Below are 16,042 nucleotides of genomic sequence, written 5' to 3' on the forward strand. Positions count from 1 at the left end.
TCATGTGCCTCGGTGTGCCGGGCCGGATCGTGGCGATCGACGCCGACGATCCGTGGCTGGGCACGGTCGACTTCGACGGCGTGCGGCGGCCCGTGTGCCTCGCCTACACCCCGGAGGCGCGGCTCGGCGACCACGTCATCGTGCACGTCGGCTTCGCGATCAGCCGGGTCGACGAGGAGGAGGCCGCCCGCACCTTCGCGGTCCTGAGGGCCATACCCGGCGCCCTGGCCGGGGAACTGGGGCCGGAGCGATGAAGTACCTCGACGAGTACCGCGATCCGGCGCTGGCCCGAGGGCTGCTCGCCGAGCTGACGGCCACCGCGACGAGACCCTGGGCGATCATGGAGGTGTGCGGCGGCCAGACGCACACCCTCGTCCGGCAGGGCATCGACGAGCTGCTGCCCGCCGGCATCCGCATGATCCACGGGCCCGGCTGCCCGGTGTGCGTCACCCCGCTCGCGACCGTCGACAAGGCGGTGGCGATCGCGGCGCGCCCGGACGTGGTCCTCGCCAGCTACGGCGACATGCTCCGCGTCCCCGGCACGACGGGCGACCTGCTCGGTGTCAGGGCGCGGGGCGGTGACGTGCGCGTGGTGTACACACCGCTCGACGCCGTGCGCGTCGCGGAGCGCGAACCCGGGCGGCAGGTGGTGTTCTTCGCCGTCGGGTTCGAGACCACCGCGCCGGCCAACGCGATGGCCGTGCTGCGGGCCGACGAGCTCGGGCTCGACAACTTCTCCGTGCTGGTCAGCCACGTGCTGGTACCGCCGGCGATCACGGCCGTCCTCGACGCGCCGGACAACCGGGTGCAGGCGTTCCTCGCCGCCGGGCACGTGTGCGCGGTCATGGGCTTCACCGAGTACGAGCCGATCGCCGAGCGCTACCACGTGCCGGTCGTGGTCACGGGGTTCGAACCGCTCGACCTGCTCGAGGGCATCCTCATGGCGACCCGCCAACTGGAGGAGGGACGGGCCGAGGTCGAGAACCAGTACGTGCGTGCCGTCAGCCGCACCGGGAACACCGCGGCACAGTCGGCGATGCGGCGGGTGTTCCGGCTCACCGACCGCGACTGGCGCGGTATCGGCACCATCCCCACCAGTGGCCTCGCCCTGACCGAGCGGTTCGCGGCCTTCGACGCCGAGACCCGCTTCGCAGTCGGCGACCTGGACACCCGCGAGGACCCCGACTGCGTCGCGGGCGCCGTGCTGCGCGGCGTACGGCTGCCGACCTCGTGTCCCGCCTACGGCACCCGCTGCACTCCGCGCACGCCGCTCGGCGCACCCATGGTGTCCACGGAAGGCACGTGCGCCGCGTTCTACCAGGCCGGCCGGAAGTCCACAGTGGAGGAACGATGAGCACCCTCGACGCACTCACCTGTCCCGTGCCGCACAACGAGACCGAACGCGTCCTGCTCGGGCACGGCTCCGGCGGCCAGCTCATGGCTGAGCTGCTCCGGGACGTGATCACCCCGGCGCTGGGCGGCAGCGGCGTGCTGGAGGACGCCGCAGTCGTCTCCGTCGGCTCGACGCAGATCGTGTTCAGCACCGACGGTTTCGTCGTCACACCGAGGTTCTTCCCCGGCGGGGACATCGGATCCCTCGCGGTCAACGGCACGATCAACGACATAGCGATGCGGGGAGCCGACCCGGTCGCGCTGTCGCTGGCGTACCTGCTCGAGGAAGGCCTGCCGGTGGCCGAACTGCGCCGCATCACCACCTCGGTCGCGGCGGCGGCGGGCGCGGCGGGTGTACCGGTCGTCACCGGCGACACCAAGGTGGTCGAGCGCGGCGGCGTCGACGGCGTCTACGTGACGACGACGGGCATCGGCGTCCGCGCTCCCGGGGTCGACCCGTCGGCCACCCGCTGCCGGCCGGGTGACGTGGTCCTCGTGTCCGGCCCCATCGCCGCCCACGGCATGGCGGTCCTGTCCGCTCGGGAGGACCTCGGCTTCGACTCCGGGATTCGCTCGGACAGCCGGCCGCTGCACCGGCTCGTGTGCACGATGCTGCACACCGCGGGCGCGGCCGTGCACGCCCTGCGCGACCCCACGCGTGGCGGGGTGGCGAGCGCGCTCAACGAGCTGGCCGAGGCGTCCGGCGTGTCGGTCGAGCTGGACGAGACGGCGCTGCCGGTGGCGCGCCAGGTCGCGGCCGCGTGCGAGATCCTCGGCGTGGACCCGCTCCACGTGGCCAACGAGGGCTGCCTGATCGCGATGGTGGCCCCGGAGTCGGCGGACCGCGTGCTCGCCGCCATGCGCCGCCGCCCGGAAGGCGCCGCGGCGTGCGCTGTCGGCCGGGTGGGCGACGGACCGGCCGGTCGCGTCACCGTACGCACGCTCGTCGGGTCCACCCGTGTCCTGGACATGCTCGTCGGTGAGCAACTACCCCGTATCTGCTGAGGGAGGCCGGCCATGGAAGAGAAGGCCGTCGAACACGAAGACCTCGACGTGGTGCTGCGCGTGCTGCGTGACGAGGGGTACACGGTCGTCGGACCGACGGTCCGCGGCGGCGCGGTCGTCCTCGCCGAGCTGGGCGGGGCAGACGAACTGCCCGTGGGCTGGGGAGTCGAGACCGGCCCGGGCCGCTACCGCCTCGTCGAGAGGACGGACGGCGCGGCCTTCGCCCACTCGGCCGGACCGCTGTCGTGGAAGTCGTTCCTGCACCCCGCACGCGAGCCGATCGGCACGTGGGACGAGTCCGGCATGGTGTTCCGCGCCGAGGTGGGACCGGCGCCGCGCTACGCGTTCCTGGGAGTGCGGCCGTGCGACCTCGCCGCGATGAAGGTGCTCGACGGCGTGCTGGCCCTCGGCGCACACCCCGACCCGGGCTACACCGCGCGCCGCGACGGCGTGTTCGTCATAGCGGTCAACTGCACCGAGCCCGGGGGCACGTGCTTCTGCGTGTCCATGGGCGGCGGTCCACGTGCCGGGGCTGGCTACGACCTCGCGCTGACCGAACGGCTCGACGCGACCGGTCACCGGTATGTGGTCGAGGTGGGAACCGAGGCGGGCAGGCGGGTTCTCGACCGCGTGCCGAACCGGTCGGCGAGCACCGCCGAGGTCGACGCGGCCGACGCCGACCTCGCCGACGCGGCCGGGCGGATGGGCCGGGCCATGCCGGACGTCGACCTGCGGCGGCTGCTCGCCGACAGCCGCGAGTCCCCGCACTGGGACGACGTCGCGAGCCGCTGCCTGTCCTGCGCCAACTGCACCATGGTCTGCCCCACGTGCTTCTGCACCACGACCGAGGACGTCACCGACCTCACCGGCGACCACGCGGAGCGCATGAGCCGCTGGGACTCCTGCTTCAACCCCGACTTCTCCTACCTCCACGGCGGAGCCGTCCGCAGCGGCACCGCGGGTCGCTACCGCCAGTGGATCAGTCACAAGCTCTCCACCTGGCACGACCAGTTCGGCATGTCCGGCTGTGTCGGGTGCGGCCGGTGCGTCACCTGGTGCCCGGCAGGCATCGACATCACCGCCGAGGCGGCGAAGCTGGCCGAACTGCTCCCCGAGGAGGCCGGCGGCCATGACTGAGACGCTCGCCCGCTCGCCCGCCGCGCGCAACCCCATGGTGCCGGTCGGGTACGCGGTCGTCGACCGCACCGTCGAGACCCGGGACAGCGCCACGCTCACCCTCGCCCCGGTCGAGGAGTCGCTGCCCCGGTTCCGGCCCGGCCAGTTCACGATGGTCTACGTGCCGGGTGTCGGCGAGATCGCCGTGTCCGTCAGCGGCGACCCGCGTCTCGAGCACGTGCTGGTCCAGACCGTGCGCGCGGTCGGCGCCGTCAGCGGCGCGATCCACGACGCGACCCCCGGCACGGTCCTCGGACTGCGCGGTCCGTTCGGCACCGACTGGGACCTGCCCACCGCCGCGGGCTTCGACCTGCTGCTGGTCGCGGGCGGGATCGGGCTCGCGCCCCTGCGCCCGGTCCTGCTCGGCGCGCTCGCCTGCCGGGCGCGCTACGGGCGGATCACGCTCGTGCTCGGCGCGCGGACACCGGCCGAGTTCCTCTACCGCGACCAGATCCGTGCCTGGGCAGAGCGGGCCGACCTCACCGTGTTGTCCACTGTGGACCACTCGACGCCGGGGTGGCACGGCCGGGTGGGACTGGTCACCGAGCCGCTCGCGAACGCCGAGCTGGACCCGGCCCGGACCGTCGCGTTCCTGTGCGGCCCCGAGGTGATGATGCGGTTCTCCGCCGAACTGCTGTGCGCGCGCGGCGTCCCGGCCAGTCGCGTCCGGCTCTCGCTGGAACGCAACATGAGATGCGGGGTTGGCCTGTGCGGGCACTGCCAGCTGGGGCCACTGCTCGTGTGCCGGGACGGCCCGGTCGTCCGCTATGGGCAGGTCGCGGACCTGCTCCGGGTGAAGGAGCTGTAGATGGACACCCCCACTCTCGCGGTCTGGAAGCTCACTTCCTGCGACGGCTGCCAGCTCACCCTCCTCAACTGCGAGGACGAGCTGCTGCCGCTGGCCGGCCAGGTGCGGATCCGGCACTTCGTCGAGGCGTCCAGCGTCGTCGAACCCGGCCCCTACGACGTGTCGCTCGTCGAGGGCTCGGTCACCACGCCGGAGGAGGCCGAGCGGATCGTACGGATCCGGGACCAGTCAAGGATCCTGGTCGTGCTCGGCGCGTGCGCCACGGCGGGCGGTATCCAGGCGCTGCGCGACTTCGGCGACGTCGCGGAGTTCCGGTCGCTGGTCTACGCCCGACCGGAACACATCGCCACGCTGGCCACGTCGACACCGGTGTCCGCCCACGTGCCCGTCGACTACGAGCTGCGCGGCTGCCCCATCGACCGCCACCAGCTGCTGGAGGTGCTGTCGGCGTTCCTCGTCGGCCGCGAGCCCGACCTGCCCGACGAGAGCGTGTGCACCGAGTGCAAGCGGCGCGGGATCACGTGCGTGATGGTCAGCGAGGGCGTGCCGTGCCTTGGCCCGGTCACCCACGCGGGCTGCGGCGCACTGTGCCCGGCCTACCGGCGCGGCTGTTACGGCTGCTTCGGCCCGGTCCGCGACCCCAACACCGCCGCGCTCACCCACCGACTGCGGGCCTGCGGCATGTCCGATGTGGACGTCGAGCGCGTGTTCCGCACGTTCACCGCGCCGGCGTTCGCCGGCCAGGGAGGTTCCGATGACACACAGGAGCGGTAGCCGCCGCCTCGGCGTCAAGGCCCTCACCAGGGTCGAGGGTGAGGGCGGCCTGCACGTGAGCGTCCACGACGGACAGGTGACGGGAGTGCAGCTCCGCATCTACGAGCCGCCGCGGTTCTTCGAGGCGTTCCTGCGCGGTCGCGGCCACACCGAGCCGCCCGACATCACCGCCCGCATCTGCGGGATCTGCCCGGTGGCGTACCAGATGAGCGCGTGCCGGGCGATCGAGGACGCGTGCGGTGTCCGGGTCGGCGGTCAGCTCGCGGAGCTGCGCAGGCTGTTGTACTGCGGTGAGTGGATCGAGAGCCACGCGCTGCACATGTACCTGCTGCACGCGCCGGACTTCCTCGGCCTCCCCGACGCCATCGCCCTCGCGCGGCGCGACCGCGCCACCGTCGAACGCGGCCTCGCGCTCAAGAAGGCCGGCAACGCCGTCATGGACCTGGTCGGCGGCCGCTCGATCCACCCGGTCAACGTCCGGCTGGGTGGCTTCTACCGCCTGCCGACCCCTCGGGAGCTGGCCACGCTCACCGAGCCGCTGCGCCGCGCACTCGACGACGCGGTCGCCACGGCACGCTGGGCGACCACGTTCGAGTTCCCGGACATGACCGTCGACCACGAGTTCCTGTCCCTGCACGACCCCGGCCGCTACCCGATCGACACCGGCACACTGGTCTCCAGCGGCGGCCTCGCCTTCTCGCCGGCCGAGTACCTGGCACACGTCGAGGAGCACCAGGTCCCGCATTCCACCGCGCTGCACGCGACACTGGACGACCGGACCTTCCTGGTCGGCCCACTCGCCCGCTACACGCTCAACCACCGGTGGCTCTCCCCGGTCGCACGCGAGGTGGCCGGCGAGATCGGACTCGGTCCCCGGTGCCGCAACCCGTTCCGCGGCATCCTCGTACGCGCCGTGGAGACGGTCCACGCGATCGACGAGGCCCTGCGCATCATCGCCGCGTACGACCCGCCCTCGGCGGCGTGCGTCGACGTGCCACCCCGCGCCGGCGTCGGGCACGGGGTGACCGAGGCACCCCGCGGGCTGCTCTACCACCGCTACCGCCTCACCGAGGACGGCACCATCGCCGACGCCACGATCGTCGCGCCCACAGCGCAGAACCAGCCGGCCATCGAGGAGGACCTCCACCACGTGGTGCAGGCCGCGCTCAACCTCGACGACCACGCACTGGCCCACCTGTGCGAGCGCGCCATCCGCAACTACGACCCGTGTATCTCCTGCTCGGCGCACTTCCTCGACCTCACGGTGAGCCGGACATGACCGCCGTCGTCATCGGCGTCGGCAACGAGTACCGCCGCGACGACGGCATCGGACCGGCTGTCGCGGAGCGGCTCAGGCGCCACGTGCCGCCCGGCGTCGAGGTCGTCACCACCGACGGCGAGCCGGCCCGTGTCCTGGACGCCTGGACGGGCAGGCACACCGCGGTCGTCGTCGATGCCGTGGTGTGCACCGGTTCCACACCCGGCCGAGTCCACCGCCTGGCCGTTGACGAGATTCCCCGCGGCACCAAGGAGAACAGCTCACACGGCCTCGGCATCCCGGAAGCCGTCGAACTCGCCAGGGCACTCGACCGCCTGCCCGTCCACCTCGTCCTCTACACCGTCGAGGTCACCGACACCGGCTACGGAACCGGCCTCTCCCCTCCGGTCGCCTCGGCGATCCCGGACATCGTCGCGGCGGTGCTGGCCGAACTCACACCTGGCGACCGCACGACCTCGGGCGGCGACGTCGCGACATCGTCGTCTGGCTCGCCGTCTGGCCCTCCTTCGCCGCCGTGCCAATGAATGCCGTGATGGGAGCAAACGATGTCGACACAGGATGACTTCATGCGGGCGAGCGACGCGTTCACGTGGTACCAGGAGTCCGATCCCGCCATGCGCGCCACCATCGTGACCGTCGCCTGGCTGGACCGGGCGCCGGACTGGGCACGTCTGGTCGACCGGGTGGAAGGCGCGACCCGGCTGGTGCCACGCCTGCGCCAGCGGGTGGCGGAGCTGCTGGTGCCCCTCACCGTGCCGCGCTGGGTGACCGACGACCACTTCGACCTGTCCTGGCACCTGCGGCGTACGACCGGGAGGACGGACGACGCCGTGCTGCGGCTCGCCGCCATCGAGGCCATGACGGACTTCGACCGGGCCCGCCCACTGTGGGTGTTCACCCTCGTCGAGGACCTCCCGGACGGGCGGGCGGCGATGCTCATGAAGCTGCACCACGCACTGGCCGACGGGATCGGGGCGGTCCGGCTCGCGCCGACGCTGTTCGACACGGACCCACTGCCAGACTTCACGCCGCACCCGGACAAGCCGACGAGGACCGGCGGTGGTCTGGTGGCCGCCGGACTCGCGCACACGGCGGGGCAACTGCTCGGTCTGGCCGGGCAGGCGGTCCGCGCCGCCGGCCCGGCCGCGCTCGGACTGCTGCGGGACCCCGTCGGGAGCCTGCGCTCGGCTGTGGACACCGCGGGGTCCGTCGCCAGGACCGTGGCGCCGGTGACCGACATCCGGTCGCCCGTGATGCGTGGCCGAGGGCTCGGTCGACGTCTCGATGTCGTGTCTGTCCCGCTCCTCGACCTCAAGCGAGCCACCACGGCCGCTGGTGTGACGGTCAACGACGGTTTCCTGGCCGCCGTGACCGGCGGCATGCGCCACTACCACCACAAGCACGACGCACCGGTCGACGAGCTGCGGGTGACCATGCCGATCAGCATCCGCACGGCCGCCGACCCGCTCGCCAGCAACCGGATCACGCTGATGCGCTTTCTCGTACCGGTGTCGGAGCCAGACCCGGAACGGCGGATGCGGCTGATCAGCGCCCGTGCCCGCGACGTCCGGCACGCCCGGTCACTGCCCTTCACCGACGCGATCGCCGCGGGCCTCGACCTGCTGCCCACCGCCTTCGTCGGCGGGATGCTGAAACGGGTCGACTTCCTCGCGAGCGACGTGACCGGAGCACCCGTCACGCTCTACCTCGCGGGTGCGAAGGTCACCGCCCACGCGGCCTTCGGACCGACCATGGGCTGCGCGGCGAACCTCACGCTGCTGTCCTACGACGGCACGTGCCACATAGCCACCAACCTCGACACCGCGGCAGTCCCGGACACCGAGGTCTTCGTCGACTGCCTCCGCACGGGTGTCGAGGAGGTCCTGGCCACCTGCCCACGGCGACAGTGATCCCGTGAGCCGCTGTCGCGGTCGAAGGTCCCGCACCGGCCAGACTTTGGGCCCATGACAAGGACTCGGCGGTCACACAGGCTGAACACATGACCGACCTGCCCAAGGAGGCGACCACCGCACCCCGTTACGAGGTCGGTGAGGAGACCAGTGTCACCGACGACCTGACCGCCAGAGCGGCCCGCACACCGGAACGTGCGGCGTTCGCGCGCCAGGACGCCACCGGCTGGACCACCGTCACCTGGGCGGAGTTCGCCCGACAGGTGAACGTCCTTGCGGGGCAGCTGGTCGCGGCGGGGATCCGGCCGGGCGACCGGGTCGCGATCATGTCCGGCACGAGGTACGAGTGGGTGCTGTGCGACTTCGCGATCTGGACGGCCGGCGCGGTCAGCGTCCCGGTCTACGAGACCTCCTCGGCAGAGCAGGTCGCCTGGATCCTCGCCGACTCCGGCGCCGCCGCCGCGTTCGTGGCGGACGAGGGCTGTCGGCGCCTGGTCGAGCCACACGTGCGTCCGGTGTGGACGATGACGGGTCTCGACGCCCTCCCGGCCACCGGTGACACGAGCGCGGTGTTGCGGGAGCGGCGGCGGACCGTGCGCGCGGACTCACCGGCGACCATCGTCTACACCTCCGGCACCACAGGGCGGCCGAAGGGTTGCGTACTGACCCACGCGAACCTCTGCGCCGAGGTCAGCGCGGTCACCACGACGGAGGGCGTCAGCGACTCGGTGTTGACCGAGGATTCCTCGGTCCTGCTCTTCCTCCCCCTCGCGCACGTCTTCGCCCGCGTCGTGCAGCTCGCCGCGATCCGCAACGGCGCACTCACCGCGCACACCGGTGACCTGGCGAACCTGCCGGCGCACCTGCGTTCCTTCCGGCCGACCGTCCTGCTCGGCGTGCCGAGGGTGTTCGAGAAGTTCGCCGCCGCCGCGCGGCGGACCGCCGTCGCCGACGGGCACGCTCGCCTGTTTCAGCTGGCCCAGGCGGTCGCCGTCGCCTACAGCCGCGCCATGGACCACGGCCGTCCGTCGTGGTGGCTGCGTCGTCTGCGCGGGGTGCTCGACCGCGTCGTCTACGTGCGGCTGCGCGCCGCACTGGGTGGGCGGGTGACCCACGCGGTCAGCGGCGCGGCTCCCCTGTCGCCCCGCCTGTGCCACTTCCTCCGCGGCATCGGCGTGACCGTGCTGGAGGGCTACGGGTTGACCGAGACCAGTGCCGGCATCACCCTGAACGCCCCGTCCGCGCAGCGGATCGGGACCGTCGGCCGCCCACTGCCGGGCGGCACGGTGCGCGTCGCGGACGACGGCGAGATCCTCGTCAGGGCACCCATGGTCTTCCGTGGCTACTGGCAGAACCCCGACGAGACCAGGGCGGTGCTCACCGAGGACGGTTGGCTGCGCACCGGCGACCTCGGCCGCCTCGACCCGGACGGCTACCTGACCATCACCGGCCGCAAGAAGGACATCATCGTCACCGCGTCCGGCAAGAACGTCGCACCGGAGCTCCTCGAGAACCGGCTCACGGGCCACCGGCTCATCGACCAGTGTGTCGTCGTCGGCGACCAACGGCCCTACCTAGCCGCACTCGTCACCCTCGACCCGGACGCCCTCGCCGACTGGCGAAGCCGGCACCGCGTCCCCATCGACCTCTCCCTCGCGGATCTGTGCCGCACACCGCACCTGATCGCCGACCTCCAGGCCGCCGTCGACGCCGCGAACGCGGCCGTCTCCCACGCAGAGGCCATCAAACGGTTCCACGTCGTGCCGAACGCCTTCGTCGTGAGCGAGGAGCTCACACCGACCCAGAAGATCCGCCGCGCCCAGGTCCTCGCGAAGTACGCCGACCAGATCGACTCGCTGTACCGCACATCCGGAGGTCAACCATGACACACACCCTCGTGGTGTTCGAGTCCATGTTCGGCAACACCAAGAAGATCGCCGAGGCGGTCGCCGACGGGTTGCGCACGGAGCTGACCGTGGAAGTCGCGGAGGCACGCTCGGCGCCGGCCGTCCTGGGCTCCGAGGTGGACCTCCTCGTGGTCGGTGGCCCGACCCACGCGTTCGGCATGAGCAGGCGGTCCACCCGCGCCGACGCCGGCAGGCAGGGCGCCGACCGGGAGGCCGCCGCCGGCACCGGCCTGCGTGAGTTCGTCGAGGGGCTGGCCGCGGGCACCGCCCGCCCGGCGGTGGCCGCTTTCGACACGAAGGTCAGCCGGCCGCGGCTGCCCGGCTCGGCGGCTCGCGCCGCCCGGAACCGGCTGCGGCGCGCGGGGTTCCGGACCGTGTCGCAGGCGGAGAACTTCCACGTCTCCGGCACGCCGGGGCCGCTGCTGGACGGTGAGCTCGCGCGCGCTCGAGTCTGGGGTGAACAGCTCACCCGCCACGCCCACACGCAGCGCTCCGGGTGACAGGCCGGCGACGGCGCCCGCGGTCCTGGGCAGCCGTGGCGCTTCCGCGATCAGGGACCTCGGTCCCGTCGGCCGGTTACCGAGGTCCCTGTGGCGGCGCAGGCCGGGGGTCGAGGCTCACAGTGCAGTCGAGTCAAGGAGGTGTTGAGGCATGACCGACGCATCCGACGACGTGCGTGCGACCGCGCGCAAGCGGCTGGAGGAGCGTCGCGGCTTCGTCCCGCATCTGATCATGTTCCTCGTTCTCAACGCGGGACTGGTCGTGATCTGGGCGGCGACCGGGACGGACAACTTCTTCTGGCCGGTCTTCTCGCTTCTTCTCTGGGGCTCCGGCCTGGTGATGCACGCCTGGAGCGCCTTCCTCGCCAAGCCGATCACCGATGCCGAGGTGGACCGTGAGGCACGGCGTCTCGACCATCCCGCCGACCGGCACGAGCAGACGTAGTCACCACGTCGCCCGTCACAGGGTCGGCAGACTGTCCACAGTGGAGTGGACGGCTCCGTACGAGGAGGCGATCTGATGGGGACGACCAGGAGGCAGCCGCGGAAGTGGCTGGTGTGGGAGATCGTCACGACGCTGTTCGTGGTGACGGTCGTGGCCGGTGTCCTTGTCGCGGTCGAGAGGAACGGTGACTCAGGGAACCCGGGCGCACCACCCGCTCCCCCGGCCACGTCCCGGGACCGCGCACCAGCTTCCACCGAGCCGGCGCCGTTCACGGCACCCGCACTCGTCGTGAAGATCGACAACGTGCCTGCCGCGCGACCCGCGACAGGGCTCGGCGCGGCCGACGTCGTGTACGTCGAGCCGGTCGAGGCGGGACTGACCCGGCTCGTCGCCGTCTACACCGGCACGCCCCCCGCGGTGGTCGGGCCGGTGCGCAGCGCCCGGCTCACCGACGTCGAGCTGCTCGCCCAGTACGGCAGACCGGCGCTGGCCTACTCCGGTGCCGCACCGGAGCTGCTGCCGGCCCTGCACGCGGCGGACGTGGTCGACGCGTCACCGGCACGGGCGGCCTCCGCGTTCTACCGCGATCGCGGGCGGCGAGCTCCGCACAACCTCTACGTGCGGCCCGCCCGCCTGCCCGGCGGCGCCAGGGGCCCCGCGGTCTCGCCGCTGCTGTTCGGCCCGGCACCGGACACCGGCACGCCGACCGCGACCTACCGCGTCGGGTACCCGGCTGCGACGTTCGCCTTCACCTGGTCCGCGGCCGTCGGCCTGTGGTCGGTGTCGCTTAACGGAACTCCGCTGTGCTCCACCGACACCGGCCGAGTCGGTGCGGCAACCGTGGTGTGGCAACGGGTCCAGGTCACCTCGGACCGGAGCCCGGTCGCGCACACCGTCGGCGCGGGCGACGCGGTCGTGCTGCGGGACGGCCGGCAGTTCACCGGCACCTGGTCACGGCCGACCCCACGGTCACCGACGACCTTCCGCCTGGCCGACCGCCTGGAACTCCCACTGGCACCTGGGCAGACGTGGGTGCTGCTCACGGCGTGACGGCATCGGCGACAACGCGCCCGAACGGTGACCTTGCCCGCGAACGCAGGGACCTTGTGCCCTGCCACCAAGGAAAACGCTGTGCATAGCGTTCGACCGAGAGGTAAATCTGGGGAAGGAGAACAACATGCCCCGACTGAGATCAGTTCTCATCTCGCTGTCTGTCATGGCACTCGCACTGCTCGGCATGTCGTCGTCCGACGCGGTGGCGGCGCCGTCCAGGTGGCGGTGGTCGTCGCGGTGACCCTGTGGCTGGGCCTGTCCATCACCGGCTCCCTGTGGCTGCTGCTGGTGATCGCGGTGCTCGATGCCCTGCTCGGCACGGCGCTCGGCCTGTTCGTCAGCGCCTTCGCCCGCACCGAGTTCCAGGTCGTCCAGTTCATGCCGGCCATCGTCATGCCGCAGATCCTCCTGTCCGGGCTGTTCGTCGCCCGCGACGAGATGGCCCGGCCGCTGGAACTGCTCTCGGACGTGCTCCCGCTGTCCTATGCCGTCGACGCGACCAACGACGTGACCACCTCCGCCGAGTTCACCGGCGCCCTCACCCGCGACCTCCTCGTGATCACCGGCGCCGCGGCTCTCGCCCTGGTCCTCGGCGCGGCCACCCTGCGCCGCCAGACCCGCTGACCACACCCGCGGTCGGCGGACGGCGGCGACTCTTCTGCTGGGAGGGGTCCGTCCGGCTGGGCCGTTGCACACCGGTCAGCCCAGGTACACTGGCAGGGCGTCGACGCCGTGGACGAGCGAGAGCTCCCGTAACGACAGCTCCTCGGGCGGGACGGCCAGCCGAAGGCGGGGGAAGCGGTGCGCGAGGGCGGGGAGGGCGATCCGCAGCTCCATCCGGGCGAGCTCCGCGCCGAGGCAACGGTGCACGCCGTGGCTGAACGCCAGGTGCTGGGTGGGTGCGCGTCCCGGCACGAGGTGCTCCATGTCCTCGCCGAGCACCGGGTCGCGGTTCGCTCCGCTCAGCGAGCAGAGGACGACGTCGCCCTTGGCGACGACGGTCGCGCCGATCGTGACGTCCGTACGGGCGAAGCGGGGGAAGGTGATCTGCACGACCGAGAGGTGTCGCAGCAGTTCCTCGACGGCCCGGTGGACCTCGTCCTCGCCGCCGGCCACCTGTCCGAAGAGGACGGGGTCGCGCAGCATGGCCAGCGCGCCGAGCGCCAGCATGCTCGCGGTCGTCTCGAACCCGCCGGTCAGCAGGCCGTCGGCGAGGCCGGTCAGTTCGTCGTCGTCGAGTTCGTCGCCGTGCCTGCGGACCAGCCGGCCGAGCATGCCGTCGGTCGGCGCGGCGCGCTGGCGGCGGGCCAGGCCGCGCAGGTAGCGCAGCGACTCCGAGACCGCGCCGATGGAGGCGCCGGTGCCGCCCGCGACGTCGAACCGCGCCATGGCGAGACGCTGGAAGTCCGCCCGGTCGGCGTAGGGCACGTCGAGCAGCTCGCAGATCAGCAGTGACGGGATCGGCAGCGCGAACTCCCGCACCAGGTCCACCGGTTGGGGGGCGCTCGACATCCGGTCGAGTCGATCGGCCACGATGGAGTCGATGCGTGGCGCCAGCTGCCTGAGGCGGTGGATGGTGAACTCGGGCATCAGCATACGGCGCAGCCGGCTGTGTTCCGGCGGGTCGCGGAAACCGAGGCCACCCGGGTCCTGCTCGGGGGTGAGCCCGACCGCACCGAGGTTGGCGAAGTCGTTGCTGAACGAGGTGTCGTCGGCGAGGACGGCCTTCGCCTCCGGATAACCGGTGACCAGCCACACCGTCATGCCGAACGGCAGCGGGAGCCGGCTGACCGGCTGTTCGGCGCGGACGCGGCCAAGTTCCGGCACCGGGTCCAATCCGTCGCGCCGCAGGGGAAACCTCGCGGCCTCCGGGACAGGGAGATGGCCCAGCCGGGTGAAGCCGCGCCGCCTCAGGCGCTTCAGGTAGACCCTCCCCACCCAGCCCCGGACATGCCCCAGCACGCCACCCGGACTCATCGGAACCGCTCCGGCCGCGAGGCGACCGTTTCCGGCTCGGCCGCCGTCACAATGGCTCCACAGTGGACTCTTCGGGTGAGATCAGACCGTAGTGGCCGTCGTAACGCCGGTAGAGCACGCAACCGCGACCGGTACCCGCGTCACGGAAGAACCGGTAAGGCAGCTCGGTATCGTTGAGCCGCTCAACCGCCTGCGCCGCCGTCAGCTCGGGCACCGGGTACACGTTGATGGTCAGCGGAACCGACGTCCGCCCGGCCGGCGGCGCCATGCCGACGAGCCGGGCGAGCCGGTAGCCGGTCGGGCCGACCCGGCAGATGACGCTGTCCTGCCCGGTGTCGGCGTCGACGAACAGGTGGAAGTCGTAGTCCAGCACGTCCATCGTCAATGCGGCCCGGTCGGGGGTGCACCGGGCGAGCGGATACGCCTTGTACCGCACGACCTCGCGCTCCCCGACTGGCCGGGGGACCGGCTCCGGGCGGACCACGTCCACCGGCCACGGACGGGGCACAGCGGGTTGGGACAGCCGTGTCACCTGCTGCCCCAACCGTTCCCGCAGCAGGCGGCTCGCCTCGTGGAAGAACGCCGCCGCGACCTGCGTCCGCACCAACTGCCCGTCCACCTCGACATTGGCCTGCGCCAGAGCCGGCCAACGCACGCTCGGCCGCGCGAACACCGTCAACTTGACCCGCGCCGCCGCCAGCCGCCCGGACAGACCCGCGCAGAACCCGGCGACCTGCCTACGCGCATACTCCCGCGCGCCGTCCAGCACGTCGCCAACCGTCTCCACCACGACCCGACCCGACGCTCGCTGCCGGCTCAACCCGACCTCCCTCATCTCCCGCCTTCCCGCACAGATCACCCTCGCGGAGGCGAAAAGTCCCGGACAGGGCACAAGGTCCCCGCGGACCAGAGACCAACAGCCCGCCGCGGCGGCAGAGGTGGCAGGGCATACCCGAGCGGGCGACAACGGCGCGCAGGGTCCTGCCCCGGGCAGACCACGGGTGCGGTCGGCGGTGCGACCAGGTGGCCCCACACCCCCGGGACCTTCGCCTCTCGTCGTGGAGTCCGCGGAGCGCCGACGGTGGAGTCATGACCATCGTGGACCGGAACAGGGCGGGGCGAGCGGCGATCGCCGTCGCCGGTGTGCTCGCCGGATATCTGGCGTTCGCCAGGGACAGGCAACTGCGGTGGGGTGCCACCGATGACGAGGTGAGCGGTGACCTGCCGGGCGACGAGCTTCTCGCAGGCGCCGACCTGGTCGCCACGCGAGCCGTCACCGTCGCCGCCACGCCGAAGGAGGTGTGGCCGTGGATCGTCCAACTCGGTCAGTCCCGTGGCGGGTTCTACTCCTACGACGTGCTCGAGAACCTCGTCGGCTGCCGGATCCACAACGCGGACCGGGTCGTGTCCGAGTGGCAGCACATCGCCGTCGGCGACGAGGTGCGGCTGCATCCCGAGGTCGCGTTGACCGTCGCCGCGGTGAGTCCCGGCCGGGCACTGGTCCTGCGCGGTGGCGTGCCGATGGACGACGTGCCGCCACCATACGACTTCACCTGGGCGTTCGTCGTCGCCGAGCGCCCGGACGGCACCACGAGACTCCTCGTGCGGGAAAGGTATGCCTACACCCGCGGGTGGGCGGCCCTGCTCGTCGAACCCGTCGCGGTGATCAGTTTCCTGATGAGCCGGAAGATGTTGCGCGGCATCCGGGACCGCGCGGAACGAACCTCGACGATCGGTCGTCCGTGACGCGCCCACCGCGCGACCGCCGCCGGGCATACCCCCGGGGGTGGTCGACGAGTCGTTGTCCCATCCACAC

At 72.1% G+C, this 16,042-nt stretch carries 17 protein-coding genes; 15 read left to right on the forward strand and 2 right to left on the reverse strand.

Annotation, left to right across the window (positions count from 1 at the left end):
- The first annotated feature begins 2 nt into the window (after window positions 1–2).
- From CLV71_RS31850 to CLV71_RS31915, 14 genes are all read left to right on the forward strand, one after another.
- Window positions 3–254, forward strand: a complete 252-nt coding sequence (locus tag CLV71_RS31850) for a HypC/HybG/HupF family hydrogenase formation chaperone (RefSeq protein WP_133906747.1) — start codon at window positions 3–5, stop codon at window positions 252–254.
- Window positions 251–1,354, forward strand: coding sequence for a hydrogenase formation protein HypD (gene hypD / locus CLV71_RS31855; RefSeq protein WP_133906597.1), 1,104 nt, complete (start codon window positions 251–253; stop codon window positions 1,352–1,354). The genes CLV71_RS31850 and hypD overlap by 4 nt, the downstream gene beginning before the upstream one ends.
- Window positions 1,351–2,397: a hydrogenase expression/formation protein HypE gene (gene hypE, locus CLV71_RS31860; RefSeq protein ID WP_133906598.1), complete on the forward strand. Its 1,047-nt coding sequence runs from the start codon at window positions 1,351–1,353 to the stop codon at window positions 2,395–2,397. Before hypD ends, hypE begins: the two co-directional genes overlap by 4 nt.
- 12 nt (window positions 2,398–2,409) lie before the next feature.
- Window positions 2,410–3,534 carry a 4Fe-4S dicluster domain-containing protein gene (locus CLV71_RS31865; protein ID WP_133906599.1) on the forward strand — a complete coding sequence of 375 codons (1,125 nt, stop codon included), beginning with the start codon at window positions 2,410–2,412 and terminating at the stop codon, window positions 3,532–3,534.
- Entirely contained in the window at window positions 3,527–4,381 is an 855-nt protein-coding gene (locus CLV71_RS31870) for an FAD/NAD(P)-binding protein (protein WP_133906600.1), read from the forward strand. Before CLV71_RS31865 ends, CLV71_RS31870 begins: the two co-directional genes overlap by 8 nt.
- Window positions 4,382–5,155: an NADH-quinone oxidoreductase subunit B family protein gene (locus tag CLV71_RS31875; protein WP_133906601.1), complete on the forward strand. Its 774-nt coding sequence runs from the start codon at window positions 4,382–4,384 to the stop codon at window positions 5,153–5,155.
- Window positions 5,136–6,434, forward strand: coding sequence for a Ni/Fe hydrogenase subunit alpha (locus CLV71_RS31880; protein ID WP_133906602.1), 1,299 nt, complete (start codon window positions 5,136–5,138; stop codon window positions 6,432–6,434). The genes CLV71_RS31875 and CLV71_RS31880 overlap by 20 nt, the downstream gene beginning before the upstream one ends.
- A complete protein-coding gene (locus tag CLV71_RS31885) occupies window positions 6,431–6,958 on the forward strand; it encodes a hydrogenase maturation protease (RefSeq protein ID WP_133906603.1) in 528 nt (175 codons plus the stop codon). Before CLV71_RS31880 ends, CLV71_RS31885 begins: the two co-directional genes overlap by 4 nt.
- A gap of 21 nt (window positions 6,959–6,979) precedes the next feature.
- Complete coding sequence (locus CLV71_RS31890) at window positions 6,980–8,344, forward strand: wax ester/triacylglycerol synthase domain-containing protein (RefSeq protein ID WP_133906604.1); 1,365 nt, start codon at window positions 6,980–6,982, stop codon at window positions 8,342–8,344.
- 89 nt (window positions 8,345–8,433) lie between these two features.
- Window positions 8,434–10,230 carry an AMP-dependent synthetase/ligase gene (locus CLV71_RS31895; RefSeq protein WP_133906605.1) on the forward strand — a complete coding sequence of 599 codons (1,797 nt, stop codon included), beginning with the start codon at window positions 8,434–8,436 and terminating at the stop codon, window positions 10,228–10,230.
- Window positions 10,227–10,751, forward strand: coding sequence for a flavodoxin family protein (locus CLV71_RS31900; protein ID WP_133906606.1), 525 nt, complete (start codon window positions 10,227–10,229; stop codon window positions 10,749–10,751). The genes CLV71_RS31895 and CLV71_RS31900 overlap by 4 nt, the downstream gene beginning before the upstream one ends.
- A gap of 151 nt (window positions 10,752–10,902) precedes the next feature.
- Window positions 10,903–11,196 carry a 2TM domain-containing protein gene (locus CLV71_RS31905; RefSeq protein WP_133906607.1) on the forward strand — a complete coding sequence of 98 codons (294 nt, stop codon included), beginning with the start codon at window positions 10,903–10,905 and terminating at the stop codon, window positions 11,194–11,196.
- Between the two features lie 75 nt (window positions 11,197–11,271).
- On the forward strand, window positions 11,272–12,246 hold the full coding sequence (locus CLV71_RS31910; protein ID WP_133906608.1) for a DUF3048 domain-containing protein: 975 nt from the start codon (window positions 11,272–11,274) through the stop codon (window positions 12,244–12,246).
- A 240-nt stretch (window positions 12,247–12,486) separates the two neighbouring features.
- Window positions 12,487–12,873, forward strand: a complete 387-nt coding sequence (locus CLV71_RS31915) for an ABC transporter permease (RefSeq protein ID WP_481734584.1) — start codon at window positions 12,487–12,489, stop codon at window positions 12,871–12,873.
- A gap of 75 nt (window positions 12,874–12,948) precedes the next feature.
- Here the strand turns inward: CLV71_RS31915 and CLV71_RS31920 are convergent, their stop codons facing one another.
- Complete coding sequence (locus tag CLV71_RS31920) at window positions 12,949–14,226, reverse strand: cytochrome P450 (RefSeq protein WP_133906610.1); 1,278 nt, start codon at window positions 14,224–14,226, stop codon at window positions 12,949–12,951.
- Window positions 14,227–14,272: 46 nt separating this feature from the next.
- Window positions 14,273–15,046, reverse strand: a complete 774-nt coding sequence (locus CLV71_RS31925) for a sigma 54 modulation/S30EA ribosomal C-terminal domain-containing protein (RefSeq protein ID WP_243866836.1) — start codon at window positions 15,044–15,046, stop codon at window positions 14,273–14,275.
- A 269-nt stretch (window positions 15,047–15,315) separates the two neighbouring features.
- Between CLV71_RS31925 and CLV71_RS31930 the strand changes: the two genes are divergently transcribed.
- Complete coding sequence (locus CLV71_RS31930) at window positions 15,316–15,972, forward strand: SRPBCC family protein (RefSeq protein WP_133906612.1); 657 nt, start codon at window positions 15,316–15,318, stop codon at window positions 15,970–15,972.
- Window positions 15,973–16,042 lie beyond the last annotated feature (70 nt).

The organism is Actinophytocola oryzae (assembly GCF_004364325.1).
Lineage (GTDB): Bacteria > Actinomycetota > Actinomycetes > Mycobacteriales > Pseudonocardiaceae > Actinophytocola > Actinophytocola oryzae.

What these genes read in the sequence shown, in the direction of transcription:
- CLV71_RS31850 (WP_133906747.1), top strand. Translation starts at nt 3, where the DNA reads ATGTGCCTCGGTGTGCCGGGCCGGATCGTGGCGATCGACGCCGACGAT.
- hypD (WP_133906597.1), top strand. Translation starts at nt 251, where the DNA reads ATGAAGTACCTCGACGAGTACCGCGATCCGGCGCTGGCCCGAGGGCTG.
- hypE (WP_133906598.1), top strand. Translation starts at nt 1,351, where the DNA reads ATGAGCACCCTCGACGCACTCACCTGTCCCGTGCCGCACAACGAGACC.
- CLV71_RS31865 (WP_133906599.1), top strand. Translation starts at nt 2,410, where the DNA reads ATGGAAGAGAAGGCCGTCGAACACGAAGACCTCGACGTGGTGCTGCGC.
- CLV71_RS31870 (WP_133906600.1), top strand. Translation starts at nt 3,527, where the DNA reads ATGACTGAGACGCTCGCCCGCTCGCCCGCCGCGCGCAACCCCATGGTG.
- CLV71_RS31875 (WP_133906601.1), top strand. Translation starts at nt 4,382, where the DNA reads ATGGACACCCCCACTCTCGCGGTCTGGAAGCTCACTTCCTGCGACGGC.
- CLV71_RS31880 (WP_133906602.1), top strand. Translation starts at nt 5,136, where the DNA reads ATGACACACAGGAGCGGTAGCCGCCGCCTCGGCGTCAAGGCCCTCACC.
- CLV71_RS31885 (WP_133906603.1), top strand. Translation starts at nt 6,431, where the DNA reads ATGACCGCCGTCGTCATCGGCGTCGGCAACGAGTACCGCCGCGACGAC.
- CLV71_RS31890 (WP_133906604.1), top strand. Translation starts at nt 6,980, where the DNA reads ATGTCGACACAGGATGACTTCATGCGGGCGAGCGACGCGTTCACGTGG.
- CLV71_RS31895 (WP_133906605.1), top strand. Translation starts at nt 8,434, where the DNA reads ATGACCGACCTGCCCAAGGAGGCGACCACCGCACCCCGTTACGAGGTC.
- CLV71_RS31900 (WP_133906606.1), top strand. Translation starts at nt 10,227, where the DNA reads ATGACACACACCCTCGTGGTGTTCGAGTCCATGTTCGGCAACACCAAG.
- CLV71_RS31905 (WP_133906607.1), top strand. Translation starts at nt 10,903, where the DNA reads ATGACCGACGCATCCGACGACGTGCGTGCGACCGCGCGCAAGCGGCTG.
- CLV71_RS31910 (WP_133906608.1), top strand. Translation starts at nt 11,272, where the DNA reads ATGGGGACGACCAGGAGGCAGCCGCGGAAGTGGCTGGTGTGGGAGATC.
- CLV71_RS31920 (WP_133906610.1), bottom strand. Translation starts at nt 14,226, where the DNA reads ATGAGTCCGGGTGGCGTGCTGGGGCATGTCCGGGGCTGGGTGGGGAGG.
- CLV71_RS31930 (WP_133906612.1), top strand. Translation starts at nt 15,316, where the DNA reads ATGACCATCGTGGACCGGAACAGGGCGGGGCGAGCGGCGATCGCCGTC.